The sequence below is a fragment of the Streptosporangium sp. NPDC000239 genome, assembly GCF_040300765.1.
Lineage (GTDB): Bacteria > Actinomycetota > Actinomycetes > Streptosporangiales > Streptosporangiaceae > Streptosporangium.
In genome coordinates, this window is record NZ_JBEPEI010000004.1 from 209,355 (window position 1) to 234,678 (window position 25,324).

25 protein-coding genes and 1 pseudogene are annotated in these 25,324 nt (G+C 69.9%); 12 read left to right on the top strand and 14 right to left on the bottom strand.

Features of this window, described 5'->3' with window-relative positions; genetic code table 11:
• The first annotated feature begins 184 nt into the window (after positions 1–184).
• The gene (locus ABT340_RS13195; RefSeq protein ID WP_184711971.1) at positions 185–433 is read left to right on the top strand and encodes a glutaredoxin family protein; all 249 of its coding nucleotides are present in this window, start codon (positions 185–187) and stop codon (positions 431–433) included.
• Here the strand turns inward: ABT340_RS13195 and ABT340_RS13200 are convergent.
• Positions 430–2,211, bottom strand: a complete 1,782-nt coding sequence (locus tag ABT340_RS13200) for a putative quinol monooxygenase (RefSeq protein WP_352010944.1) — start codon at positions 2,209–2,211, stop codon at positions 430–432. The genes ABT340_RS13195 and ABT340_RS13200 overlap by 4 nt on opposite strands.
• A 203-nt stretch (positions 2,212–2,414) precedes the next feature.
• Between ABT340_RS13200 and ABT340_RS13205 the strand changes: the two genes are divergently transcribed.
• The 3 genes from ABT340_RS13205 to ABT340_RS13215 all read left to right on the top strand — a co-directional run bounded on the left by ABT340_RS13205 (position 2,415) and on the right by ABT340_RS13215 (position 4,816).
• On the top strand, positions 2,415–3,059 hold the full coding sequence (locus tag ABT340_RS13205; protein ID WP_352010945.1) for a sigma-70 family RNA polymerase sigma factor: 645 nt from the start codon (positions 2,415–2,417) through the stop codon (positions 3,057–3,059).
• A gap of 154 nt (positions 3,060–3,213) precedes the next feature.
• Positions 3,214–3,852: a DUF5667 domain-containing protein gene (locus ABT340_RS13210; RefSeq protein ID WP_352010946.1), complete on the top strand. Its 639-nt coding sequence runs from the start codon at positions 3,214–3,216 to the stop codon at positions 3,850–3,852.
• Positions 3,853–3,949: 97 nt separating this feature from the next.
• On the top strand, positions 3,950–4,816 hold the full coding sequence (locus ABT340_RS13215) for an HAD family hydrolase (RefSeq protein WP_352010947.1): 867 nt from the start codon (positions 3,950–3,952) through the stop codon (positions 4,814–4,816).
• Positions 4,817–4,843: 27 nt separating this feature from the next.
• Here the strand turns inward: ABT340_RS13215 and ABT340_RS13220 are convergent, their stop codons facing one another.
• The 8 genes from ABT340_RS13220 to proC form a co-directional block, all read right to left on the bottom strand.
• Positions 4,844–5,695: a lysophospholipid acyltransferase family protein gene (locus ABT340_RS13220; protein WP_352010948.1), complete on the bottom strand. Its 852-nt coding sequence runs from the start codon at positions 5,693–5,695 to the stop codon at positions 4,844–4,846.
• Positions 5,692–6,708 (bottom strand): NAD-dependent epimerase/dehydratase family protein, encoded by a 1,017-nt coding sequence (locus ABT340_RS13225; RefSeq protein ID WP_352010949.1) that lies wholly within the window; start codon positions 6,706–6,708, stop codon positions 5,692–5,694. Before ABT340_RS13225 ends, ABT340_RS13220 begins: the two co-directional genes overlap by 4 nt.
• Before the next feature lie 23 nt (positions 6,709–6,731).
• Entirely contained in the window at positions 6,732–6,830 is a 99-nt protein-coding gene (locus ABT340_RS13230) for a 30S ribosomal protein bS22 (RefSeq protein ID WP_018654693.1), read from the bottom strand.
• Positions 6,831–7,126: 296 nt separating this feature from the next.
• Positions 7,127–7,330: a helix-turn-helix domain-containing protein gene (locus tag ABT340_RS13235; RefSeq protein ID WP_012887307.1), complete on the bottom strand. Its 204-nt coding sequence runs from the start codon at positions 7,328–7,330 to the stop codon at positions 7,127–7,129.
• 321 nt (positions 7,331–7,651) lie between these two features.
• A complete protein-coding gene (locus ABT340_RS13240) occupies positions 7,652–8,449 on the bottom strand; it encodes a phosphatase (protein ID WP_352010950.1) in 798 nt (265 codons plus the stop codon).
• A 44-nt stretch (positions 8,450–8,493) separates the two neighbouring features.
• Complete coding sequence (locus tag ABT340_RS13245) at positions 8,494–9,657, bottom strand: acetoin utilization protein AcuC (protein ID WP_352010951.1); 1,164 nt, start codon at positions 9,655–9,657, stop codon at positions 8,494–8,496.
• Positions 9,658–9,823: 166 nt separating this feature from the next.
• A complete protein-coding gene (locus ABT340_RS13250; protein ID WP_352010952.1) occupies positions 9,824–11,074 on the bottom strand; it encodes an MFS transporter in 1,251 nt (416 codons plus the stop codon).
• Positions 11,075–11,153: 79 nt separating this feature from the next.
• The gene (gene proC, locus ABT340_RS13255; RefSeq protein ID WP_352010953.1) at positions 11,154–11,948 is read right to left on the bottom strand and encodes a pyrroline-5-carboxylate reductase; all 795 of its coding nucleotides are present in this window, start codon (positions 11,946–11,948) and stop codon (positions 11,154–11,156) included.
• Between the two features lie 121 nt (positions 11,949–12,069).
• On the opposite strand from proC, the gene ABT340_RS13260 reads away from it, so the two are divergent.
• Positions 12,070–12,567, top strand: a complete 498-nt coding sequence (locus ABT340_RS13260; RefSeq protein ID WP_352010954.1) for a hypothetical protein — start codon at positions 12,070–12,072, stop codon at positions 12,565–12,567.
• Between the two features lie 7 nt (positions 12,568–12,574).
• Here ABT340_RS13260 and ABT340_RS13265 read toward each other — a convergent pair whose 3' ends face one another.
• Both ABT340_RS13265 and ABT340_RS13270 read right to left on the bottom strand, forming a co-directional pair.
• A complete protein-coding gene (locus ABT340_RS13265) occupies positions 12,575–13,702 on the bottom strand; it encodes a CU044_5270 family protein (RefSeq protein ID WP_352010955.1) in 1,128 nt (375 codons plus the stop codon).
• Entirely contained in the window at positions 13,695–14,264 is a 570-nt protein-coding gene (locus ABT340_RS13270) for an RNA polymerase sigma factor (RefSeq protein ID WP_352010956.1), read from the bottom strand. Before ABT340_RS13270 ends, ABT340_RS13265 begins: the two co-directional genes overlap by 8 nt.
• Before the next feature lie 193 nt (positions 14,265–14,457).
• Here ABT340_RS13270 and dnaK point away from each other — a divergent pair, with 193 nt between their 5' ends.
• The 6 genes and pseudogenes from dnaK to ABT340_RS13300 all read left to right on the top strand — a co-directional run bounded on the left by dnaK (position 14,458) and on the right by ABT340_RS13300 (position 22,022).
• Positions 14,458–16,329 carry a molecular chaperone DnaK gene (gene dnaK / locus ABT340_RS13275; RefSeq protein ID WP_352010957.1) on the top strand — a complete coding sequence of 624 codons (1,872 nt, stop codon included), beginning with the start codon at positions 14,458–14,460 and terminating at the stop codon, positions 16,327–16,329.
• Between the two features lie 26 nt (positions 16,330–16,355).
• Positions 16,356–16,952, top strand: coding sequence for a nucleotide exchange factor GrpE (grpE, locus tag ABT340_RS13280; protein ID WP_352010958.1), 597 nt, complete (start codon positions 16,356–16,358; stop codon positions 16,950–16,952).
• 34 nt (positions 16,953–16,986) lie between these two features.
• On the top strand, positions 16,987–18,174 hold the full coding sequence (gene dnaJ, locus ABT340_RS13285) for a molecular chaperone DnaJ (RefSeq protein WP_352010959.1): 1,188 nt from the start codon (positions 16,987–16,989) through the stop codon (positions 18,172–18,174).
• Positions 18,175–18,176: 2 nt separating this feature from the next.
• Positions 18,177–18,429 (top strand): annotated as a pseudogene (locus ABT340_RS13290) (heat shock protein transcriptional repressor HspR); the annotation flags it as partial.
• 178 nt (positions 18,430–18,607) lie between these two features.
• Positions 18,608–21,193 carry an ATP-dependent chaperone ClpB gene (gene clpB, locus ABT340_RS13295; RefSeq protein ID WP_352010960.1) on the top strand — a complete coding sequence of 862 codons (2,586 nt, stop codon included), beginning with the start codon at positions 18,608–18,610 and terminating at the stop codon, positions 21,191–21,193.
• An 88-nt stretch (positions 21,194–21,281) separates the two neighbouring features.
• On the top strand, positions 21,282–22,022 hold the full coding sequence (locus tag ABT340_RS13300; RefSeq protein ID WP_352010961.1) for a hypothetical protein: 741 nt from the start codon (positions 21,282–21,284) through the stop codon (positions 22,020–22,022).
• A gap of 45 nt (positions 22,023–22,067) precedes the next feature.
• Here ABT340_RS13300 and ABT340_RS13305 read toward each other — a convergent pair whose 3' ends face one another.
• Positions 22,068–22,556: a hypothetical protein gene (locus tag ABT340_RS13305; protein ID WP_352010962.1), complete on the bottom strand. Its 489-nt coding sequence runs from the start codon at positions 22,554–22,556 to the stop codon at positions 22,068–22,070.
• Positions 22,557–22,776: 220 nt separating this feature from the next.
• On the opposite strand from ABT340_RS13305, the gene ABT340_RS13310 reads away from it, so the two are divergent.
• Positions 22,777–23,376: a hypothetical protein gene (locus tag ABT340_RS13310; RefSeq protein ID WP_352010963.1), complete on the top strand. Its 600-nt coding sequence runs from the start codon at positions 22,777–22,779 to the stop codon at positions 23,374–23,376.
• Here ABT340_RS13310 and ABT340_RS13315 read toward each other — a convergent pair.
• A complete protein-coding gene (locus ABT340_RS13315) occupies positions 23,352–23,990 on the bottom strand; it encodes a TetR/AcrR family transcriptional regulator (RefSeq protein ID WP_352011280.1) in 639 nt (212 codons plus the stop codon). The two genes, ABT340_RS13310 and ABT340_RS13315, sit on opposite strands and share 25 nt — an antisense overlap.
• A 117-nt stretch (positions 23,991–24,107) precedes the next feature.
• Complete coding sequence (locus ABT340_RS13320; RefSeq protein WP_352010964.1) at positions 24,108–25,220, bottom strand: CapA family protein; 1,113 nt, start codon at positions 25,218–25,220, stop codon at positions 24,108–24,110.
• Between the last annotated feature and the right edge of the window lie 104 nt (positions 25,221–25,324).

Here is a 25,324-nt window from a genome sequence, read left to right on the forward strand (position 1 = left end):
CGCGGCCCGGACGCGACGGATGACGAGGTGAGGCCACTGTCTTTCAGGTTAGTCCCTTTGTGAACCGGTGCACAAAGTGGGTCTTCCCAGTGTCGGGTACGGAACGGGACGACGAGAACTCCCAGGTTGCTCTCCTGTCCCCCACGTTCCCGGACCGGCCGTGCCCTGGGCTAGCGTGACGGACATGGCACCGCAGGACCACCGCATCACGCTGTACGGCAAGCCCGGCTGTCACCTGTGTGACGACGCGCGGGCGGTGATAGGCCGCGTGGCGGCGGAGCTGGGCGTTCCGTGGGAGGAGCGTGACATCACGCTCTCCGAGGAGGACCAGGCGAAGTACTGGGAGATGATCCCGGTCACGCTGATCGACGGCGTCCAGCACGACTTCTGGCGGGTCGACGAGGGTCGGCTGCGCGCCGCGCTGGCTCGCTAGATCCTGAACGCCGTGGGCAGCGGCATCACCTTGGCGGCGTTGACCGTGAGTTCGATCACGTTGGTCGCCAGCACCATGCTCTGCCGCTCGGCGACGAAGCGCTCGACGTGGGGCTGCCGCTGGTGCTCGGCGTAGGCCACCTCGTCGCGGTACAGCTCGTAGACGATGCGCTGCAACGGGGCCGACTTCACCGAGTGGCAGGCGTAGATCAGCGTGTCCGGCTCGGCGCGGCGGACGGCCTCAAGTGTCTCCTCGGCCAGCCGGTCGAACCTCTCCCCGGTGCCGTCGAGGAGGGTGAACACGGTCAGCAGCCCGAAGATGGCCGGGGAGGGACGGCCCGCGCCACCCGCCTGCTCGGGCCCGGCGCCGGGATACATGACGCCGGTCTCCGGGGCGGCCATGGGCGGCTGGCCGTAGGCGCCGAAGGCGGGCACCCCGGGCTGGGACTGTTCGGGCGCCTGGCCGTGCCTCGCGCCCCGTGAGAGGTCGGGGCCGCCGGGCGGGACGGGCGGGGCGCCGAAGGCCTGGTCGGCGGGCATGGGGGCGAGGCCGTTGTTGTGCCTGCCGCCGTACAGGGGGTCGGCGGCGAACTCGCCCGTGCCGGGACCGACGGCGGGATCGACGGGTTTGGCGCGCCTGCCGCCGCCGCGCCTGCCGTACTCGTTGGTCTGGATGTCGTACTCACCGGTGGCCGGGCCGCCGGAGGTCATGCCGAACTGGCCGTTCCCCTGCGGCTGCGGGCCGTACGCGCCTGCCGGGGGCGGTGCGGCGGGGGGCGCAGAGGGCTGCGCGGTGGGCGGCGCGGCGTAGTCGCCCGCCATGAACATGCCCGTCGCGGGCCCGCCGAACATCTCGTTCCCCACGGGCGGCGCGTTCGGCGGAATCGGTGCCTGCCGTGTGTGCGCCGCGTAGTCGGCCTCCCGCTCCCCGGCCCGATATTCGGCCACCAGGTCTCCGAGACCGGAATGGCGCGCGGAGTCCTCGGGTACGGCCCGGCGCCCGGCGACCTGGACGTCCTGGAAGGGCGGCTGCTCCGGCGCGGCCCTGCGGCCCGCGGGCCGTGTCTCGCGTCGTGCGTCCTCCACCGGTTCCTCCTCGTCCTCGTCCTCGTACGGCGCCAGCGGGCGCAGCACGACGTACCACACGGCGGCCCCGGCGACGGCGAGCAGGACGATGGTGAGCATCCCGGGGACCGCGAAGCTGACCGCCCCGATCGTGGCCAGGCCCACGGGGCCGAGCACGAGCATGGCGTGCAGGTTGTCGGCGTCGTAGTCGTCGCCGTTGCGGCGCAGCACCGCGAGGATCAGGGCGCCCAGCAGGACGAGCGCGGCGCCCGCGTGAACCGCCCAGAGCAGGTAGGCCGGGAAGACGTCCCAGTGGCGGCTGCCCAGCGGCAGGCTGGTGGTGAACTCCTGTTCGAGGTCCACCCGGTCGGAGATCATGATGACCGTTCCGACAATGGTGAACGCCACGCCGAGGAGCCAGGAGGCGAACCTTCCCGCGGACCCGCGTCCGATGAGCTGGACCACTCCGACGGCCAGCCAGAGCGGGGCGAGCAATGATCCGGAAAGCTGGAAAACGCGGAATGTGGTCGCCCCAAATCCAATGAGACAGCCGGTTCCGATTACTGCGAGTGACACGCCCAGCGTCGCCGTCGTGAGGCTCCAGGCGATCAGCCATCCCTTGCGTTCATCCCGGATACGGCTGATGAGAGCGACTGTGGCGATGATCGCGAGCAGCGCCCCGGCGAACGCGATGACAGCGACGAGGAGATTCATGGTGCCTCCAATGCTGCCGGACATTACCCGCTAACCGGTAGCCGAACTGATGACGGGCTGCTCGGACCGACGTAAAACCACCGGCGCCCTACCGTACCGACCGATTACCGGCAGTCACGACATTGCCCAGTGGATTGTGGAATTTCAGGTTGTTTTCCTAGAGTGTTCGAGCACGCCGTGCCCCCTCCCCCAAGGGATACCGGATGCCAGACACGTGGCCGTTCGCCGGGCCCCTCCCCACGACCACCGGGGTGACCCAGCCTGCCCGCAGTAATGAGCTCGCCGCACGCGAGGACGCCTCGGAGGAACTCCGGAGGCTTGTTCTGCGTGCCAAGACAGGGGACACGGACGCCTTTGGCACGCTCTACGACCGCTACCTGGACCTGGTCTACCGGTACGTCTACTTCCGGGTCGGCTCCCATCCACTGGCCGAGGACCTCACCAGCGAGACCTTCCTGAGGGCCCTGCGCCGGATCGCCGACTTCACCTGGCAGGGCCGCGACTTCGGGGCCTGGCTGGTGACCATCGCCAGGAACCTGGTCGCCGACCACTTCAAGTCGGGCAGATACCGCCTTGAGGTCTCGACCGCCCAGGTGTTCGACGTCCCCCTCGACGGCCCGCACATCCCGGAGAACGCCGTCGTCACCGCGATGATCAACGATCGGGTGCTCAGCGCGGTGCGCGCGCTCGGTCCCGAGCAGCAGGAGTGCGTGGTCCTGCGGTTCCTGCACGGCATGTCCCTGGCGGAGACCGCTCTCGTCATGGGCAAGAAGAGCGGGGCGATCAAGGCCCTGCAGTTCCGTGCCATCCGGGCGCTGGCTCGTACGCTGCCCTCGGATCTCGGCTGACCGTACCGATGGCAGGGGATCGCGTAACCTGGCACGCGGGGCTGTCGTTAGGCAAGTGCACAGACGGATCATGACCTGGGGGCGGCAGGGAGCGTTCATGGGTAAGTGGCTGCCCGGCATCTCACACAGATCGCGGACACACATCCAGGATCGCGTGTCCCGGCTCGGTGCCGACATGAGCGGCGACCCCCGGCCCGAGTTCCGCGCCGAACTGCGTGAACGCCTGATGAACGCCGCCGAGGAGGACCTGCCCCCCGAGCCCGTCGTCGCCGACGGCCCGGACGCCCCCCGGCGGGCGCGGCGCCGTACGGCGCTGGTGCCCCAGCTGGTGAGCCTGGCGTTGGCGGGCGCGCTGGTGGCGGGAGGCGTGGGGACCTACCGGTCGATGCCCGGCGACGCGCTCTACCCCCTCAAGCGGGCGGCGGAGAGCACGTTGTTCCACCTGAGCACCGACGACGCCGAGCGGGCCGACCGCTCCTTCGGCTACGCCGAGACGCGCGCCCACGAGGTCGAGGAGCTTCTCGGCGCGACCAAGCGGGAGAGCGGCCTGATCGACGAGACCCTCAAGGACATGGAGGACACCACCCGCTCCGCGGTCACCTCCCTCACCCGGGTCGAGCGCCGCAGCGGCAGGAGCACCGGGCAGCTCAGGCGTTTCGTCCAGAAACAGCGCAACCAGATCGAGATCATGCTCCCCAAGATGGACGAGGAGGACCGCCGCAGGGCCAACGGCTACCTCGACTACATCGACGGCCTGACCCAGCCCGACTCGCGGCCCGTCACCAGGGACTGATCCACACCAGGACGTCACAGGGCGTCACGACGACTGTCACGGGGTCTAGAGAGCGGCGCACGGGCGCGGTGCACGGGCGCGGTTAAGCTGAGGGGCTATGAGGCGGCTACTACGACGGCGGGACGAACCTCGGACGGCCGGAGAGGTGGCGGCCGCGGCGGCGGTGGCCATGCCGATGGCCGAGCCCGACCCGTCCTCGGCCGCCTTCTTCGACGTCGACAACACGATGATGCGCGGCGCCTCCATCTACCACTTCGCCAGGGGGCTGGCCTCGCGCGGCCTGTTCACCACCAAGGACCTGCTCAGGTTCGCCCTCGGCCAGGTCATCTTCCGCGTCCGCGGCGACGAGAACCCCGACCACATCGCCAAGGCCAGGGAGACCGCGCTGGCGTTCGTCGCGGGCAGCAAGGTCGAGGAGATCGTCAGGCTCGGCGAGGAGATCTACGACGAGGTGATGGCCGACCGCATCTGGGCGGGCACCCGCGCCCTCGCCCAGGGCCACCTGGACGCCGGCAGACGGGTCTGGCTGGTCACCGCGACGCCGGTCGAGCTGGCCCGGGTCATCGCCCAGCGCCTCGGCCTGACCGGCGCCCTGGGCACGGTCGCCGAGACCAGGGACGGCGTCTACACCGGGCGTCTGGTGGGCGACCTGCTCCACGGTCCCGCCAAGGCGGCGGCCGTACGGGCGCTGGCCCGCCGGGAGGGGCTCGACCTGGACCGCTGCTCCGCCTACAGCGACTCGGCCAACGACCTGCCGCTGCTCTCGCTCGTCGGTCACGCGACCGCGGTCAACCCGGACGCCGAGCTGCGCGAGTACGCCAGGGAGAACGGCTGGGACATCAGGGACTTCCGTACCGGCCGTAAGGCGACCATGATCGGGCTGCCCATCGCCGCGGGCGCCGGGGCGGTCGCGGGCGGAGTCGCCGCGGCCGTCGCCCTGCGCCGTTTCTACCGCTCCAGGTGACCCGTCCCCGTTCCAGGTCCGAGAGGGTCAGAGGAACGGCGGGAAGGCGTGTCCCCGCCGCAGGCGCAGCTCGTTCAGCTGCTGCTGGATGACCTCACGGACCTGGTCGGTGAGGTTGAGGACCAGCATGGGGTCGTCGGCGTCCGAGGGGGCGAACTCGTCGGTCCTGATGGGCTCGCCGAAGCCGATCACCCACTTGGACGGCAGCGGCACCAGCCCGAGCGGGCCGAGCCAGGGAAAGAACGGCGTGACCGGCAGGTACGGCAGGCCGAACGCCCTGGCCAGGAAGCGCAGGTCGCCGATCTTGGGGTAGATCTCCTCGGCCCCCACGATCGCGCAGGGGATGATCGGCACCCCCGCCCTGATGGCTGAGGCGACGAACCCGCCACGGCCGAAGCGCTGCAGCCGGTAGCGCTCGGAGAACGGCTTGCCCACACCCTTGAACCCCTCGGGGAAGACCCCGACGAGTTCGCCCTTGCGCAGCAGGCGGTCGGCGTCCTCCGGGCAGGCCAGGGTGTGCCCGGTCTTGCGGGACAGATGCCCGAGCACGGGGAGTTGGTAGACCAGGTCGGCGCCGAGCAACCGTACGGCGCGGTGGCTCGGGTGCTCGTCGTGCAACGCCACCTGGAGCATGAGCGCGTCGAGCGGGACGGTGCCCGAGTGATTGGCCACGACCAGGGCGCCGGAGTCGTCGGGGACGTTGTCCATCCCGACGGTCTGGACGCGGAACCAGTGCCGGTACAGCGGGCGGATGAGTTCGAGCAGCACCCGGTCGGTGAGCTCGGGGTCGAAGCCGAACTCGTCCACGTCGTACTGTCCGGAGACCCGGCGCCGCAGGAAGTCCAGCAGTCCCGCGACGCGGTCGTCCTTCTCGCTCACCGTCCGGCCACCGTCGGGAGAAGCCGGGAGGGCAGGCCCCGCGAACGGACGAAGTCCTCGAACGCGGCGGCGGTGGAGAACTTGGGCCGCCAGCCGAGCTCCGCGGCGAGCCTGGTGGTGTCGACCACGCGTCCGTAACGCATCAGGCGCACCTGCTCGGCGGAGTAGCCGGTCAGCCCCGTGCCCTTGACCAGGTCGCCCATGAGGTCGCCCATGAGCCGGAAGGCCGGTGAGGGCAGCGGGATCGTCGGCAGGCCCGCCCTGCGGGCGCACTGGGACAGCAGCAGCACACCGTCCCCGGCCACGTTGAACGTTCCGGGGTGGTCCTCGGTGGCCATCCGCCTGAGCACCTCGACGGCGTCGTCCTCGTGGACGAACTGCAGCCGGGGGTCGAAACCGAGCACGGTCGGCAGGACCGGCTGGGTGAGGTAACGCGTCAGGGGCGAGTCGATGCCCGGTCCCATGAAGTTGGCGAACCTGAGTGTCGAGACGACCACGTCCGCGCGTCGCCTGGCGAAGCCACGGACGTAGCCCTCGACCTCTGAGGCGTCCTTGGCGTAGCCATGGCCCGGGTGCTCGCCGGGATCGCTGTCCTCGGCGAAGACCGCCGGGTCGTGCGGGGAGGAACCGTACACCGCCGTGGTCGAGCGGATCACGACACGGCGGACCGTCGCGGACCGCTGACAGGCACCGAGCAGTTGCATGGTGCCGATGACGTTGTGCTCTTTCATGAGGGCCCTGCCACCGCTCCGCGAGGGAGCGCTGACCAGGCTCATGTGGACCACAGTGTCGATGTCGGCGGCCGCGATCACCTGGGCGATGTCGGGGCTGCGCAGATCGACACGGACGAACTCCGTCCGGCCGGGAGGTACGCCGCCATCACGTGAGAGCGAGGGCGGCGGCACCGTGTCCACTCCGATGACCCGGTCGATGGCCGGGTCAGCCGCGAGAACGCTCGCCACTCGGGCGCCGATGTGGCGCGAGACCCCGGTGACAAGCACGGTATGGGTCATCGGCGCCTCGCAGATCCGCGTCGCTACTTCTTGTTACGCCGCTGGATGCGGGTCTTCTTGAGCAGCTTACGGTGCTTCTTCTTCGCCATGCGCTTACGGCGCTTCTTGATCACAGAGCCCACGGGACCCCCAGGTAGCTGGTAGCCGAGTTTGTCAGACCGGTGCGCGCGAGCACACCGGCTCAACAGACTACCGGCGATCCGTGGTAGATCGCCCCCTGGGGGGAGCCCGGGTACCGGAACTCACGGCGTGACGCGCACGCCGCTACCCCACCGTCGTCTTGTCGAAGGCCGGGTTCCCGTCACCGGATCTCACCCGGGGACCGGAACCCGTCGGCCGTTCGCCCGTCTTCGCTCACCCGGTGGCCGGGTCACCCAGGACCCCGGCCGCCGGGCTCACCCGTCGGGCTCGCACCGCTTCAACCAGCCTCGATGTAGGCGTCCCTGAGATAGTCGTGGACCGCCTGCTCCGGCACTCTGAAGGATCGGCCGACCCGGATGGCCGGCAGCTCGCCCGAATGCACGAGTCGGTACACCGTCATCTTGGACACCCTCATGACAGTGGCCACTTCGGCCACGGTCAGGAACTTCACCTCACTGAGAGGTCTTTCGCCTGCACCCATCGGACGCCTCTTCCGCACGTGTTTCCGGGTTATCCCCACTGGTGCCATTGCTCACGCACGTGTACTGCCGTCAGCGTAAGACGGGACTCCGAGTGTGCAAACCCCCCACTGTCTCAGTCTTCGCAGTCCCACGTCAGCGAAACGGAAGAAAACGCTGGCCAGCAGCCGGAACCCACCTCTCCCCCTGGTCTTGGAACGGACCAACTGTCTCTTCTCAGAGTCGCCCACAACGGCCAAAAATTTGGCAAACGGGTGGCGAGGCAGATGGAATGCAGGCGCGAAAAGCACGTAAGGGTCGGGCCGATTCGTGCAACGCCCGTCTCAGAGAGCCCGTACGACTCTCTCGATCAGATGATCCGTCAGCGGAGCGTAATACCTCGGTAGCACGTTGTCGTCAAGGGGCACGGTGACCGCGATCTTCCCCTCGGCCTCGCCGACGAAGAGCGCGGGGTCGTTGCTGTCGGCGAAACCGACCGTGAGGACGCCCGCCTCCCCTGCCGCCCCGGCCCAGCCGTGGTCGGCGATCACCAGGTCCGGCCGCCCGTCGCCGAGTTCGGCGAGCATGGCCTCCATGGGGGCCGCGTCGTGGGTGTGCGCGAAGTTGCCCCGGTCCGCGACCATGGCGACACCGCCCAGGTAGCGGATCTCGTGCTTGCGGCCCGAGGCGGGGCTGCGGTGGGACCAGCCCTCGGCCGGGTCGAGCAGCGTCGCGCCATGCCTGCTGAGCAGCCCGGCCAGCACCAGGTGCACGGCCAGCAGCCCGGTCGGGTGGCCGGTGGCGATCAGCACCCTCGGCGAGCCGACGCGCAGCGCCCCGGCGATCGTGTCTCCCATCGCCTCGACGGCGTCGATCGTCAGGTCGGGGTCGATGGTGTCCTGGCCGTCGCGGTGGTCGGGGTCGGCCACGACCCCGGCGGACTTGGCCATCAGTTCGAGGACGTCCCGCTCGTCCCAGCGGCCCTCCGGCCTCAGCCCGAACAGGTGGCGCGGCTCCCGCTCGGCCAGTGCCCGGTAGTGGTCGAGGTTGTTCTCCCTGCTGGTGGCCACGTCCCCGGCGATGCGGGTGCGGACCAGGTGCGCGCGGAGGCTCTCACGCGTCATCGGCCGCCGGTCGCTCATCCGTCCTTCCCCTCCTGTCTCGGCGTGCTCTCCCACCGTCACGGTCATGGGAGGGGGTCCAGTCCGTGGAAGGGGAAGATGGCCTTCCTTGTCGCCATGATGGCTCTGTCGATCGGGTCTGCTGGATCATAACCAGCAGAAAAATCCCGAAATTCCGGGTTCCTGCCATCGGTCAGCGTGAGCGGCGCCGTCTCCCCCGTGCGCTCGGCGACGAACCGCCGCCAGCCGGGAGGCGTCTCGGTCTCCGGGTCGAGCGGGTGACCGGAGACCTCGGCGATCAGGTGGGTCCAGGCCCTGGGCACCACCCGGACCAGCTCGTATCCCCCGCCGCCGGTGACGACCCAGCGCCCTCCCGCGGTCTCGTGCGCCAGCTCGTGCAGGGCCGCGTAGGCGGCGCGCTGGCCGTCCAGGCTGAGCATGAGGTGGGCCAGCGGGTCCAGCGCGTGGCTGTCGCAGCCGTGCTGGGTGACCAGGACCTCGGGGGCGAACTCCCGCAGCAGCGGCGGCACGACCGCGCCGAAGGCCCTCAGCCAGCCGATGTCCCCGCATCCGGCGGGCAGCGCGACGTTGACCGCCGTCCCCTCCGCCCCGCGCTCGTCGGGGAAGCCCGTCCCGGGGAAGAGCGTGCGTGGGCTCTCGTGCAGGCTGATCGTCAGCACCCTGGGGTCGTCGTAGAAGGCGGCCTGGACCCCGTCGCCGTGGTGCACGTCCACATCGACGTAGGCCACCCGGGTCGCGCCCTGGGCCAGCAGCCAGGCGATCGCCACCGCCGGGTCGTTGTAGACGCAGAACCCGCTCGCCGCGTCGGGCATCGCGTGGTGCAGCCCGCCGGCGACGTTGACCGCGTGCTCGGCCTCGCCGTGCCACACGGCGCGGGCCGCGGCGAGGGTGGCACCGGTGATCAGCGCGGAGGCCTCGTGCATCCCGGCGAAGGCCGGGGTGTCCTCGGTGCCGATCCCGTGGGCCCGGTCGGGGCGCCCCTCCGCGGAGGCCCGCCTGACGGCCTCGATGTAGCCGCGCCCGTGGACCATCGCCAGCTCGTCGTCGGTCGCGGCCACACAACCGGCCACCTCGACGGCGTCGAGCACACCCAGCTCCCTGGCCAGCGCCATGGTCAGCTCGACCCGCACGGGCGCGAGCGGATGCCCCGGCCCGAAGTCGTATCCGGTGAGCGCGTCGTCCCAGACGACCCTCACGGACCGGCTCATGCGCCCTCCCTGTTCGACCGCGACGCGAGAAACGGGCGCTCCGGTACGGCCCCGCCCCCGGATCTCCCCACCCCGGCCGACGTTACCGCACGTGCAGACGCACAGACCCATCCGGCCTCTGACGGCCCCCAGGCGGCCCCTCGGACAGGCACCCCGCCTCGGACCCTCAGGCGGGCACGACCTCGGCGACCCTGCGCAGTCTCCTGACCGCGGGCACCAGCAGCAGGCAGACGCAGCCGCACACCGCGACCACCGCGGAGACGGCCAGCGTCTCCCGCGCGCCGAACACCCCGGCGAGAGGCCCGGCGAGCACCTGCCCGACCGGTACGGCGAGCGTCGAACCGCCGACCTCGTAGGCGGTGACCCGGTTGAGCGCCTCCGGAGGCACCTGCGTCTGGATGCTCGTGGCCCACATGACCGACCAGAACGCCCAGCCGACACCGCCGACCACGTGCCCGGCCATCAGGACCCCCAGCGGCGCCCCGATCGCGATCGTCAGCGGTTCGAGCGCGAAGCCGAACATGCCGATCGCCCCGGCCATCAGCGGGCGGGCGGGACGCACCCGCATCGCGAGCAGGCCGCCCAGGATCGTGCCCGCGCCCGAGGCCGACATGACCAGTCCGTACGCCTGGTCCCCCAGCCTGCCGCCGATAAGCACAGAGCCCAGCGGGATCAGCGGGCCGAACAGGGTGGCGCCGAAGATGATCCAGACCAGGATCACCGACCACATCCAGGTCCTGGACCGGAACTCCAGCCAGCCGCCGCGCAGGTTGCGCCACATCGACTCCTCGGCGACGACCGGGGAGCCCGGGGGCAGACGCATCAGGAGCAGGCAGGTGGCACTGATCGCGAACCCCACGGCGTCGAGCGCGAAGACCACCCCGACGTTGACGAAGCCCGCGACGGCCCCGGCGACCCCCGGCCCGACCAGCATCATGATCGACTCGGAGACGCGCAGGGTGGCGTTGGCCCGCTGCACGTCCCTGGCCACCCTGGGGATCGTGCTGGCGACGCCCGGCTGGTACATGGCGGCCGCGGCGCCGTTGATCGCCGAGATGACCAGCACCTGCCACAGCGTGGGGGTGCCGAAGACGAACAGCGAGGCCAGCAGCGCCTGGGTCACGACCCTGACGACGTCCGCGCCGATCATCATGCGGCGCGGGGTGAACCTGTCGGCGAACACCCCGCCGAACAGGATCAGCAGCGCGACCGGTGCCATCCAGGCGGCCAGTGCCAGCCCGACGCCGGTCGGGCCGTACCCCAGGCCGCCGACGCCGAGCGCGGTCGCGATCGGCACCATCGCGCTGCCGAGCATGGAGACCGAACGGGCGGTGAAGAAGAGGCCGAAACCCCGCGACCAGACCGCGGGTCTCTCCCGTTCCCCCTGGCCGACGGCTCGTACGGCTTGCCCGCCCATCACATCACTCCCCGAGGCTTCCGTGGAGATGATGCCGCTTATCGCAAGAAAAGGAAACTTTACTGACTAATAGGGGATATCACCCACCGGCGAGCTGACGGCTTCGGTCCCTGGCGGCCTCGATGGCGGCCAGGAAGGCCGCGCGGACGCTGTGGCGCTCCAGCTCGGCGATGGCCGCGATGGTCGTGCCGCCCGGCGAGGTGACCGCCTCGCGGAGGATCACCGGGTGCTCGCCGGAGTCACGGAGCATGATGGCCGCGCCGACGATCGACTGGGTGACCATGTCGAGGGCGGCGGAGCGGGGCATGCCGAGCAGGATGCCCGCGTCGACCATGGCCTCGACGAGATAGAAGAAGTAGGCCGGGCCGCTGCCGGACAGCGCGGTCGCGGCGTCCTGCTGGGACTCGGGGATGCGCAGCACCTTGCCGACCGGCCGCAGCAGGTCCTCGGTCAGCCGCAGGTGCTCCTCGGCGGCGTGGGCGCCCGCGGAGATCACGCTCATCGCCTCGTCGACCAGCACCGGGGTGTTCGACATGACCCGTACGACCGGGACGTCGCCGGCCAGCCTCGACTCCACGAACGAGGTCGTGATGCCCGCCGCCGCCGAGATCACCAGCCTGTCGGCGGAGACGTGCGGGGCGATCTCGGTCAGCAGGGAGCCCATGTCCTGCGGCTTGACCGCGAGGATGATCGTCTCGGCGCTCTCCGCGGCCTCGGCGTTGGTCACGATGCGCACGCCGTACCGCTTGCCGAGGTCGGCGGCCCGCTCAGGGCGCCGCGCCGTCGCCAGCACATCGTCCGGCTCGAACCCGGCCCGCAGCAGGCCCGACAGCAGGGCCTCGCCCATCTTCCCGGTTCCCAGAATCGCGATCACGTCAACGCACCTTGCATGAGGAGAAGCGGATGACCAGCCTAAGGGCAGCCCTGACGAGCCACGACGCGGGTGGTTGAACCGTACGGCGCCGTGATCCGTTGACAGGGTTATGCGTAGGATCGTGATTCCCGTCCTGGCCGGAGGCCTGCTGCTGACGGCGGCCTGCGGTACCCAGAGCGTCCAGAGCGGCGCCGTCGTCCCCGAGGCTCCCGCGGGCGCCGCGGGCGGCGCCGTCCCCTCCCTCTCGGTGGGCCACACCGTCGCCCCCAGGGTCGAACCGACAGAAAAGGGCGCCCCCAAGCCGGTCAAGCCGGAGGGCCACGCCATCGGCCCGCGCAAGGTGGCCTGGCTGTCCGCCAAGCCGTCGAAGGACGGCCGGAGCCTGCGGGTCGTCTGGTGGTCCGGGGTCGAGCCCTGCCAGGTGCTCGACCGGGTGACCGTCAAACAGACCTCCAAGCGGGTGACCGTCACCCTCTGGGAGGGCCAGAGCGGCAAGATCCAGAACCCGGTCTGCATCGACATCGCCATCAAGAAGGTGACGACCGTCAAGCTCAAGGCCCCCCTCGGGCACCGCAAGGTCGTGGACGGCGCCAAGCCCGCCCCCAAGCCCAAGAACTGACCCTGCGTCAGGGAACGTTCGCCACCCGCCTGCACCCGCCGGGCCGGGCGGGCCGCTCGTCGGTCCAGCCCTGCTCGGTGTAGGCCGTGTAGTCGAGCACCGTACCCCGGGGCAGCCCGCCACGGTTCGTCACCGCAGTGCTCCTGTCCCCGGCCAGCTCCCCCGTCCGGGGGTCGACCATGATCTGGTAGTCGGTGGGAATCCTGACCTTGGACGGCCGGTCGGCGTTGATCCGCACGGCCACCTCGGTACGGCCCAGCGCGTCGACGACCTCCCCGACGACCTCCGTGCCGGGACGGCCCGCGAGGATCCGCAGCGCCGCGGCCCGCAGGGCGGGAGGGCTCGGCAGATCCAGCAGCGAGACCGCGGCGAGGCTCAGGTACTCCTCCTCCCCCGCGTCCTTCGGCACCTCCCTCCGCGCCGCCCTTCCTGAGACGGGGGGCGCCTGGCGCGGGCGGGTCCGCAGGGTCCTCAGCCGTTCGAGCAGCGCCGCCGGGTCCGTCGGCAGCGCCTGCAGTTCGGCGAAGGTCAGCTCGGCCGCCCTGTGGTCGTACAGGATCCTCCCGGACCCGGTGTTCCAGGAGTATCCACACATGTTCGACATATCACCCAGCGTGTAGTCGTACTTCTCGGCCGGGTTCCACGGCTTGCGCGCCTTTCCACGCGGCAGGACCAGGGAGCGTTTCGGCTGTGCCTCGGAGATGACGAGGGTGGGATCATCGGGCTTCCGCGGTGCCCAGAGCACGACGTCGTAGGTGTTGATCACGACACCGCTGGAGACGGCGTCCGACGGGAAGAGCGACCCGACGACGGAACGGCGCCGCCAGTAGGCACCGGTCCCCACCGGAGCCTTCTCCACCTTGTCCGCGAGGTCCAGGAGGACCTGCCCTCCCTTCGCCGGGACCACCACGGTCGGCGGTACGGCGTCGCCCAGGCCGGACACGACGACCGTGACCGCCACCGCGACCGCCACGGTCGCGGTGGCCACCCCGGCGACCGGTGTCCATCGCCGCGCCCCGGCCCTGGCCGTACGGGTCCCGGGGTCCTTCAGGCGCGCCCTGGCACGGGCCACGATCTCGGGCGTGGGCGGCGGCGCGTCGGGCAGGTGGGACGCCATCAGGGTGATCTCATCCATCGTGGGCCTCCTCCAGCGGGTTGACGCCGCCCAGTGCCTTGCGTAGCTGTTTGCGGGCCCGGTTCAGCCGGGAAGCCACGGTTCCGTAGGGGATGCCGAGCGCCTCGGCGACCTCGGCGTGCGCCAGGCCGCCGAGCGCCAGGAGCAACACCACGTCGCGGTCCCGCTTGGCCAGACCGGCGAGCGCCCCCGCGAGCCTGCCCGTCACCTGCTCCGCGGTGACCCTCGCCGCCACCGCGTCCTCGTGTCCCTCGTGCGCCCGCCCCCACGGGGTGCCGGTACGGCTGAGCGCCTTCCAACGGCGTACCTCCTGGCGCCGATGCCTGGCGACGAGGTTGGTGGCGATGCCGTACAGCCACGGTCTGACGGCACCCCTGGCCGCGTCGAAGCGGTGGCGGTCGCGGAAGGCGATCAGGAAGGTGTCCGCCGCGAGATCGTCGGCGGCGTCGGTGTCCAGACGCCTGGCGACATAGCGGTGGATCTCGGCGAAGTGGGCGTCGAAGACCCGGTCGAAGGCCTCCCCGACCCCCTCCGCCAGGTCCACATCGGAGGGGTCGATCATGTCGGGGCCGTCCCGGGAGCGATCATGCGTGTTCCTTCGTTGGGGGATGTGGATCGCCCGTTGTTTCCCGGATTCCGGGAACCCTTTCACGCGCCCAAGGGTTGAGCGACATAGACTCAAGTCGTTTGACAAACACCACTCGAAGCTCCACTATGAGTCTGACCCACTCAACTTTGACTACAAGGACGTACTCATGGCACGTGCGGTAGGTATCGACCTGGGGACGACCAACTCCGTCGTCTCGATTCTCGAAGGCGGTGAGCCCACGGTCATCGCCAACGCTCAGGGCTCGCGGACCACCCCGTCCGTGGTCGCCTTCGCGAAGAACGGTGAAGTCCTCGTTGGTGAGGTCGCCAAGCGGCAGGCCGTCACCAACGTCGACCGGACCATCCGCTCGGTCAAGCGCGAGATGGGCACCACCTGGGCTCAGGAGATCGACGGCAAGAAGTTCTCCCCGCAGCAGATCAGCGCCTTCGTCCTGCAGAAGCTCAAGCAGGACGCCGAGGCCTACCTGGGCGAGAAGATCACCGACGCGGTGATCACCGTCCCGGCCTACTTCAACGACGCCCAGCGTCAGGCCACCCAGGAGGCGGGCACCATCGCCGGCCTCAACGTGCTGCGCATCATCAACGAGCCGACGGCGGCCGCGCTCGCCTACGGTCTCGACAAGGAGAAGGACGAGACCATCCTCGTCTTCGACCTCGGTGGCGGCACCTTCGACGTGTCCCTGCTCGACGTCGGCCAGGAGGACGGCCACGGCTTCGTCGAGGTCAAGGCCACCAGCGGCGACAACCACCTCGGTGGTGACGACTGGGACCAGCGCGTCGTCGACGAGCTGGCCAACCGCTTCAAGAACGCGCACGGCGTCGACCTGACCAAGGACAAGATGGCCCTGCAGCGTCTGCGCGAGGCCGCCGAGAAGGCCAAGATCGAGCTGTCCAGCCAGTCCGAGACCTCGATCAACCTTCCCTACATCACGGCCTCCGCCGAGGGTCCGCTGCACCTGGACGAGAAGCTCACCCGGGCCGAGTTCCAGCGGCTGACCGCCGACCTGCTTGAGCGGTGCAAGGGCCCGTTCAACCAGGTCGTCAAGGACGCCGGCATCAAGGTCTCCGACATCGCCCACGTGGTCCTCGTCGGCGGCTCGACCCGTATGCCCGCGGTCGCCGAGCTCGTCAAGGAGCTGACCGGCGGCAAGGACCCCAACAAGGGCGTCAACCCGGACGAGGTCGTGGCCATCGGCGCCGCCCTGCAGGCCGGTGTGCTCAAGGGTGAGGTCAAGGACGTCCTGCTGCTCGACGTGACCCCGCTGTCGCTGGGCATCGAGACCAAGGGCGGCATCTTCACCAAGATCATCGAGCGCAACACCACGATCCCCACCAAGCGCTCGGAGGTCTTCACCACGGCCGAGGACAACCAGCCGTCGGTGCAGATCCAGGTCTACCAGGGCGAGCGTGAGATCGCGGCCTACAACAAGAAGCTGGCCACCTTCGAGCTGACCGGCATCGCCCCGGCGCCGCGCGGCATCCCGCAGATCGAGGTCACCTTCGACATCGACGCCAACGGCATCGTCAACGTCTCCGCCAAGGACCTCGGCACCGGCAAGGAGCAGACGATGACCATCACCGGCGGCTCCGCGCTGCCGAAGGACGACATCGAGCGCATGATGCGCGAGGCCGAGTCCTACGCCGAGGAGGACAAGCGCCGCCGCGAGGAGGCCGAGACCCGCAACAACGCCGAGTCGCTGGTCTACCAGACCGAGAAGTTCCTCGGCGAGAACGCGGAGAAGGTCCCCGACGACATCAAGAACGAGGTCAACGAGGCCCTCACCGAGCTGAAGAAGTCCCTTGAGGGCACCGACTCGGCGACGATCCGCGCCTCCGCGGAGAAGCTCGCCACGGTCAGCCAGAAGATGGGTTCCGCCATCTACGCCCAGTCCCAGGCCTCCGAGGGCCAGGCCGGTGCGGCGGGCGCCGCGGGCGCCGACGGCCAGAAGGCCGACGACGACGTGGTCGAGGCTGAGATCGTGGACGACGAGCCGAAGCGCGACAACGGCGCGAAGTGACGTCGCAGGCCGAGGGGAGCACGAGCGTGAACACGCGTGAGAACGGTTCCGAGCAGGAGCCGGTGATCCGCGACAACCGCAAGATCGACCCCGAGACGGGGCAGGCGCGCGCGGCGGACGGTGAGCAGGTCAAGGAGCAGGCCGAACAGCCCGCTCCGGCCGCCGACCTGGCCTCGGCCGAGCTGGCGATCCAGCTCGCCGAGCGCACCGCGGACCTGCAGCGTCTCCAGGCGGAGTACTCCAACTACCGCAAGCGGGTCGATCGAGACAGGACCCTGATCAAGGAACAGGCGGTGGCCGGTGTGCTGACCGAGCTGCTCCCGGTTCTCGACGACATCGGCAGGGCCCGCGACCACGGCGAGCTCACCGGCGGTTTCGCCAAGGTGAGCGAGTCGCTGGAGGTCGCGACGGGCAAGCTGGGGCTGAGCGCCTTCGGGACCAAGGGCGAGCCCTTCGACCCGACGGTGCACGAGGCCCTCATGCACAGCTACTCCCCCGATGTCACCGAGCCGACCTGCGTGGAGATCCTGCAGCCCGGCTACCGAATCGGCGACCGCGTGCTCCGCCCCGCGCGGGTCTCGGTCGCCGAGCCCGAAGAAGAGCCTGTCGCGAGCGACAGCTGAACCCCCCGTATCTGAGATCTGAAAAGGAACTGAGATGAGCACCAAGGACTACCTGGAGAAGGACTACTACGCCGTCCTTGGTGTGCCCAAGACCGCCACCGCCGAAGAGATCAAGAAGGCGTACCGGAAGCTGGCCAGGCAGTACCACCCGGACGCCAACCAAGGCAGCACGGAGACCGAGTCGAAGTTCAAGGAGGTCTCCGAGGCCTACGACATCCTGTCCGACACCAAGCGCCGCAAGGAGTACGACGAGGCGCGGACGCTGTTCGGATCAGGACTCGGCGGCTACGCGGGGGCCGGGGGGGCCTCGCGTGGGGGTGGGTTCCCCTTCGACCTGGGAGACCTGTTCGGAGGCACCCAGCAGGGCGGCACGGGCGGCGGGGGTGGCATCGGCGACATCTTCGGAGGCATCTTCAACCGGGGTGGCGCCCAGCGCTCCGGGGGGACGACCACGAGGGCGCGGCGTGGCCAGGACATCGAGTCCGAGGTCACGCTCTCCTTCGGCCAGGCGGTCGAGGGGACCACGGTCTCGCTCCGCCTGACCAGTTCCTCGGCCTGTACGGCCTGCGCGGGCACGGGGGCGAAGGCCGGGACGACCCCGAGGGTCTGCCCGACCTGCGAGGGCACCGGGGCGGCCAGCAGGAACCTCGGCAACTTCGCCTTCTCCGAGCCGTGCCGTGACTGCAAGGGCAGGGGGCTGCTGGTCGACAACCCGTGCGAGGTCTGCGAGGGCAGCGGACGGGGCAAGAGCACCCGGACGATCCAGGCGCGCATCCCGGCGGGGGTCGGAGACGGTCAGCGCATCAAGATCAAGGCCAAGGGCGCACCGGGCGAGAACGGCGGTCCCGCCGGTGACCTGTACGTCCAGATCCACGTCAAGCCGCACCCTGTCTTCGGCAGGACCGGCGAGAATCTGACGATCACCGTGCCCGTCACCTTCACCGAGGCGGCGCTCGGGGCCGAGATCAAGGTGCCGATCCTGAAGGGGCTGCCGGTCACACTGCGCATCCCCGAGGGCACGCCCAACGGCCGCACCTTCCGGGTGCGGGGCAGGGGTGTGGCCCGCAAGGACGGCACGAAGGGCGACCTGCTCGTCACGGTCGAGGTCCTGGTGCCTCAACAGCTGGAGGACAAGGCCAGGGGGGCCCTTGAGGACTTCCGCGACGCGACGGCTGGTGGTGACCCCAGAGCCGAGCTCATCGAACTGGCCAGAAGCGAGTAGCCATGGACGCCAACTACTTCGACCTGTCGGACGACACCCCCGTATATGTGATCTCGGTGGCGGCCCAGCTGTCCGGCCTCCATCCCCAGACCCTGCGCCAGTACGACCGTCTCGGCCTGGTCAGTCCGGGCCGTACGGCGGGGCGCGGACGCCTGTACTCGACACGCGACATCGTCATGCTCCGCGAGGTGCAGCGGCTCTCCCAGGAGGAGGGCATCAACCTCGCGGGCATCAAACGCATCCTGGCGCTGGAGACCGAGGCACTGCGCCTTCGTGACGAGAACCATCGCCTGCGCGCGGAGATGGCCATGATCCGCGCCCTGATCCAGTACCAACTGCCGCCCGCCTGACACTCCAACTCGAAGGCCGGGGGGACATCATCGCGCCGGCCCGCCCGGCGCCGTAGCCGCCGAACGGAGCAAGGCAGACAAGCATGGACTACAAGCTCACCCAGAAGAGCCAGGAGGCTCTCTCCTCAGCGATCAGGCGGGCGGCCGCCGAGGGCAACCCCGAGGTCGCCCCCGCCCACCTGTTCACCTCGCTGCTCGCCCAGACCGGCGGCACCGCCGTACCCCTGCTTGAGGCCGTCGGCGCCGACTGGAAGAAGCTGCGCACCGAGGCGGAGACGCAGCTGGCGGCCCTGCCGAAGGCGCAGGGTTCGACGGTCAGCGCCCCGTCCAGCTCGCGGCAGCTGCTGACGGTGCTGAACACCGCCGCCCAGCAGGCGACCCAGCTTGAGGACCTGTACGTCTCGACCGAGCACCTCCTGGTCGGCCTCGCCGCGGACGGCGGCCCGGTCGCCGAGCTGCTCAGGCGCAACGGGGCGACCCCGAACGCCCTGCTCGACGCCTTCGAGAAGGTTCGCGGGCACGCCAGGGTGACCAGCGAGACACCCGAGGACACCTACCAGGCGCTGGAGAAGTACGGCGTCGACCTGACCGAGCGGGCCAGGGCGGGCAAGCTGGACCCGGTGATCGGCCGTGACTCGGAGATCCGCAGGGTGATCCAGGTGCTCAGCCGCAGGACCAAGAACAACCCGGTGCTGATCGGTGAGCCCGGCGTCGGCAAGACCGCCGTCGTCGAGGGGCTGGCCCAGCGGATCGTCGCGGGCGACGTGCCCTCAAGCCTGCGCGACAAGCGCCTGGTCGCGCTCGACCTGGGCGCGATGGTCGCCGGGGCGAAGTACCGCGGTGAGTTCGAGGAGCGCCTCAAGGCCGTGCTCGGCGAGATCAAGGAGAGCGACGGGCAGGTCATCACCTTCATCGACGAGCTGCACACCATGGTCGGCGCGGGCGCGGCCGAGGGCGCCATGGACGCGGGCAACATGCTCAAGCCCATGCTGGCCCGCGGCGAGCTGCGGATGATCGGCGCGACGACGCTCGACGAGTACCGTGAGCGGATCGAGAAGGACCCCGCCCTCGAACGGCGTTTCCAGCAGGTCTACGTCGGCGAGCCGACCGTCGAGGACACCATCGCGATCCTGCGCGGCCTCAAGGGCCGCTACGAGGCCCACCACCAGGTGCAGATCGCCGACGGCGCGCTGGTGGCCGCCGCGGCGCTGTCCGACCGCTACATCACCTCCCGGTTCCTGCCGGACAAGGCGATCGACCTCGTCGACGAGGCCGCCTCCCGGCTGCGCATGGAGATCGACTCCCGTCCCGTGGAGATCGACCAGCTCCAGCGGAACGTGGACCGGATGAAGATGGAGGAGCTGGCGCTCGCCAAGGAGACCGACGAGAGCAGCCTGCAGCGCCTCGAACGGCTGCGCAGGGAGCTCGCCGACCGGCAGGAGGAGCTCAACGGCCTGGTCGGCCGCTGGGAGCGGGAGAAGGCGGGCCTGAACCGGGTCGGCGACCTGAAGAAGAAGCTCGACGAGGTGCGCGGCGCCGCCGAACGCGCCCAGCGCGACGGCGACTTCGAGGCCGCCTCCCGGCTGATGTACGCCGAGGTGCCCAGGCTGGAGGAGGAGCTGGCCGAGGCGACCGCCGCCTCCCAGCCCGAGGACCCGATGGTCAAGGAGGAGGTCGGCCCGGACGACATCGCCCAGGTCATCTCCTCGTGGACGGGCATCCCCGCCGGCCGTCTGCTCGAAGGCGAGAGCTCCAAGCTGCTGCGCATGGAGGACGAGCTCGGCAGGCGCCTGATCGGCCAGCGTCAGGCCGTGCAGGCGGTCTCCGACGCCGTACGGCGCGCCCGCGCGGGCATCGCCGACCCCGACCGGCCGACCGGCAGCTTCCTGTTCCTCGGCCCGACCGGCGTCGGCAAGACCGAGCTCGCCAAGTCGCTGGCCGACTTCCTGTTCGACGACGAGCGGGCGATGGTCCGCATCGACATGAGCGAGTACGGCGAGAAGCACAGTGTGGCGCGTCTCGTGGGCGCCCCTCCCGGCTACGTCGGCTACGAGGAGGGCGGCCAGCTCACCGAGGCGGTCCGGCGCAGGCCGTACGGCGTGGTGCTGCTCGACGAGGTCGAGAAGGCCCACCCCGAGGTCTTCGACATCCTGCTCCAGGTGCTCGACGACGGGCGGCTGACCGACGGGCAGGGCAGGACCGTCGACTTCCGCAACGTGATCCTGATCCTCACCTCCAACATCGGCTCGCAGTTCCTGGTGGACCCGGGCCTCGACAAGGAGACCCAGCGCAAGGCGGTGCTGGACACGGTCAGGAGTTCCTTCAAGCCGGAGTTCCTCAACCGGCTCGACGAGGTCATCCTGTTCGACGCGCTCGGCACCGAGGAGCTGTCCAGGATCGTCGACCTGCAGGTGGCCCACCTGGCCAGGCGCCTTGCCGACCGGAGGCTGACGCTGACGGTCACCCCGGCCGCGCGTGACTGGCTGGCGCTGACCGGCTACGACCCCCTGTACGGCGCGCGTCCGCTACGCCGTCTGGTGCAGTCGGCGATCGGCGACACGCTGGCCAAGAAGGTGCTGGCCGGGGAGATCCAGGACGGCGACGAGGTTCTGGTCGATCTCGACGAGAAGGGGGACACCCTGGTCGTGGGACCGTCGGCAAGAGTTTGACCAGCATCGGTCCAAACGCTCCCGGCGCAGGGCTCTTCCTGTTACTTTCAGCATTCTTCCGACAACCGAAAGTAACAGGGAGACGCGCATGTCGAACGGGTCACGCAAGACCCGCGGGATCCTCGCGGGGGCGGTGCTCAGCACCGCCCTCGTCGGTGGACTCGCGGCCGGGTTCGGACTTCCGGCGGCTGCTTCGGCCTCCGTCGTGGACTCGCTGGTGCCATGCCTGCTGCAGGCGCCCGGGACCGCACCGACGGTCTGTGAGGGAACCAACGATTTCCTGGACGCGCAGCGGACGACGGTCGCCAACGGGCTCGCGGCCGGGAAGGCTCCACTGCGGGTCACCGACAAGGTGATAGCCCCTCAGGCGGCGAACGCGCTCTCGTTCGCCAAGAACCTCTTCGGTCTGGTGAACGAGGTCGTCGCCGCCGAGGGCATCATGGACCCCAAGTACAGCAACTTCGCCAAGAACGCCACTGAGTCCGCCAGGACCCAGTCGGTCAGCGTCGCCGAGGGCAACCTGTCCGACCCACCCGCCTACGGTGTGAGCGTCGGCGAGACGCGCAAGAACGTCAACGCCGGCCGTCCGCAGTCGGCCCCCGTGCCACCGGAGACCCACGGCCGGTCGGACAACCCCTACGAGCTGACGCCGCTGCCCCGCCCCGCCTCGGCCAGGGAGATCGGCGACGAGCGCCCCTCGGCCGAGCCGGAGCAGTACGTCCAGCCGCCCGCCACCCGGCCCGCGGCTCCGAAGCCGGCGCCGAAGCCTCAGCTGCTGTCCCCGCTGGGAACGCTGCTTCCGCTCCTGGGCCTGGGCGGCCTGGGATGACCTGTGGGCCGTGGCTCTCTCTGCGCGGGGACCACGGCCCGACCCTCAGCGCGAGAGGTCGAGCAGCGCGTCCAGCTCGTCCTCGGGAAGCCCCAGATCGACCCTGATCCGGTAACGGGTGCGCAGTAGAGCCGTGTGCTCCCCGCTGTCCCGCACCGCCCTGTGCGCCCCCTCAGTGGCCCACAGATGCGCCTGCCGCAGATCGCCGTAGGCGACGAGGGTCTCGGCGACCGTGAGAGCGGTCGCGGCTGTCACCTCCCCCTCATGTCTGATCGTCTCGATGACCTGCCGTGCCTCGTCCGGCCGTTCGAGCTCGAAGAGGGTGTCGGCGATGCCCGCCCTCGGATCGACGCCCACCTCCCCACCGTCGTCAACGGCCCGCTGGAAGCAGACGAGGGCATGGGCCGGCTGCCCGGCCTGCCGCCACTCCTCGGCGGCGAGCACCAGGATCGCGGCCCGCGAGATGTCTCCGGACACGTACTCCTCGACCAGCCCTTCCAACCGCCGGGCGAGGTCTCCGTGATCGTCGGCCAAAAGTGCCTGCTCAAGCAACCGATCAAGTTGCCCACGTGTCACATGCGCCACATCGCGAGAGTAGCGAGCGGCGCTTGGTTTCGTCCGCACAACGGCAGGTATTCCTTCATCCACCAGTTGTAAACGATTGACTACCAAGCGCGTGTTTCGCCAGGAAAGCGGGCATATGGCAGGCGTCTCCTGCTCGTGGAGCGTTATGTTCGGAGGGGCTGCGATGGGCATGTCCAAGCAGACAACCTTCACTCTGACCTTCCTCGCGGGACTCTCCGTGATCGTCCCGGGGTGTGCCGGATACCTCTCGGCGAGGATGGACGCCGTCGAACGGGCGCATCGCGAGCTCGTCTCCCTGGAGAGCCGGATACGTCAGGAACGGCTCATCTCGCCGGTCGTCGAGGCGGAGGACTCCCCGGCACGGTTCCGCAACGAGACGGTCGCCGTACCGGGCGTGACGTTGTGCGGCCCCGGGGAGCGCGCGCGGGCGGACAACCGCAGGGAGCGAGGGGCCGGAACCCTCGCCGACGGCGCCCGGACGCCCGACGCCACCTCCGACGGCCGCCCGGGGATCGTCTCCGGGGCACGGGTTTCCGCCTCGGCAGGGGCCTCTGCGGGGACCTCGGTCACCGAGGCCGCGCAGGCGCGGGCCGCGGAGCGCGAGCAGCGGCGCAGGCACCGGCAGGAACGGCTGTGCGCGGCGGCTCAGGAAGAGCCCGCGGCCGACGCCCCCGCCGGCACCTCCGGCGGGGCCTCTGACAGGGCCTCTGACGGGGCCCCGGCCGACCCCGTGAGCGGCTCCTCTCAGGCGGAGGCTCCAGCGAACTGACGGTTCAGATAGCCCCTGATCAGGCGTTTCGCCTCGGCGACGATCTGGGGGTCGCCCTCGGAGTCACGCCGGAAGGCCAGTTTCAGCACCGCGTCGGCGGCCTCGACCGCGACGAGGATGGCCAGGTCCAGCTCCTCGCTGTCGGTCAGGCCGTACTCCTGGAGCAGGAGGCCGCGCAGCCTGCCCGCGATCACCGTGTTGCTGTCGGAGACCCCGTCGAGCAGGTTGAGGCCGACGACGTCGCCGAAGTGCAGGACGCCGAAACCTGGAACGGTCCTGTGCATGTCGACGTACTCGTCGATGATCGCGTCGACCGCGTCCCACCAGCCGCCGTAGTCCTCCGACAGGAAGCGCCTGCCGACTCGGGAGACGAACCGTTCGACATGGCGCCTGGTCACCGCCTGGGTGATGGCCCGCTTGTCGGGAAAGAACTGGTAGATCGAACCGATCGCGACACCCGCGCGTTCGGCGATCCTGGTGGTCGAAAGCGCCTCGTATCCGATCTCGTCCAGCAGTTCGGCACAGGCGTCGAGCATCTTCTCGACACGGCGTGCGCTGCGTCGCTGGGTCGGCTGGCGCCGCAGCGGGGCCTCACATGTCTCCTCGGCAGGCATGGTCACCCACCCATCTTGCCCGCCCGTCCCCCTTCCGGTCAGGTTCTCTCTGTCAATCGCATGATTTTCCCCGTACATCCCGTATGAGCCCTGTCAATTTCCGGCCCGTCCGGGGGGTCAGCTCGGGGTCGGCGTCAGGCCCGTGCAGCCGCGCAGCGCCTTCCAGTTCGCCGTCGCCCGCTGTCCGTTCGTACCGGTGACCGGGACGGGGACGCCGCCCTGGATGGTCGCCGGGGTCCAGCGATCCTTGATCACCCGGCGCCCGTTGATCGTCAGGGTGAGGACACCGGTCCTGCCGGTCTCCGGCCCCCAGTTGTAGAAGACGAAGTTGCCCATGCCGTAGTTGACGTAGCCCCTGCCGAGGTAGCCGCTGCCGAGCAGGATGTGCGCGTGCCCGCCGACCACGACGTCGGCGCCCGCCGCGACCAGCTTGGGGGCCAGTGAGCGCTGGGCCTCGTTCGGGCACTTCTGCAGCTCGGTGCCCCAGTGCAGGTGGACGATCACCGTGTCGGAGTTCTTGCGCGCCTTGCGCACCTCCTGCAGCAGCCGTGCCTCGTTCTTGGCGGAGGCCAGACCGCCCTGCTGGTCGGTGGCGGTCCACGCCTGGATGAACTCGGCGTCGAGCACCTGGGTCGCGCCGATGACGGCCACCCGGTTGCCGTTCACCGTGGTCCGCCACGGCTTGTAGGCCTCGGCGGCGTTCCTGCCGATGCCGACGACCGGGAACCTGGAACGTTTGATCGCGGCCAGCGAGTCGGCCAGGCCGCTCTGCATGTAGTCCATGCCGTGGTTGTTGGCCATGGACGCCACGTCGACCCCCGCCGCCTTCAGCGCGGTCAGCGCGCTGGCCGGGGCGCGGAAGGTGTACTGCTTGCCCGGCGCCGGGGTCCCGCCGGTGGTGATCGCGGTCTCCAGGTTCACCATCGCGATGTCGGCGGCGCCGAGCACCTTGGCGATGGGGCCGAGGGCGGTCTTCGGGTTGGCGTTGAGCCTGCTGCGCAGCACCCCCTCGAAGTGCACGTCCCCTCCGAAGGAGATGGTGTACGGCCTGCGTTCCGGTTTGGTCTCCGGCTCGGTGGTGGAGGAGGAGACCGGCTTCTCGACGACGTCGGGCGTGCTCCCCGAGGCTTCCGGGGTGGCCGATTCAGCCGCTGAGCAGGCCGTACCGAGGAGGGCTGAGGCTGCGACGACCGCGGCCACTGTGAGGCGGCGGGGGATATACGTGTTCATCGCTATCCGAGGATGCCATCCCGGCCTCGCGATGGGGAACAGGCAGGCCGTGATGACCCTAAGCAGACAAAGCGGTTACCTGAACCAGACAAAATGGAATACGT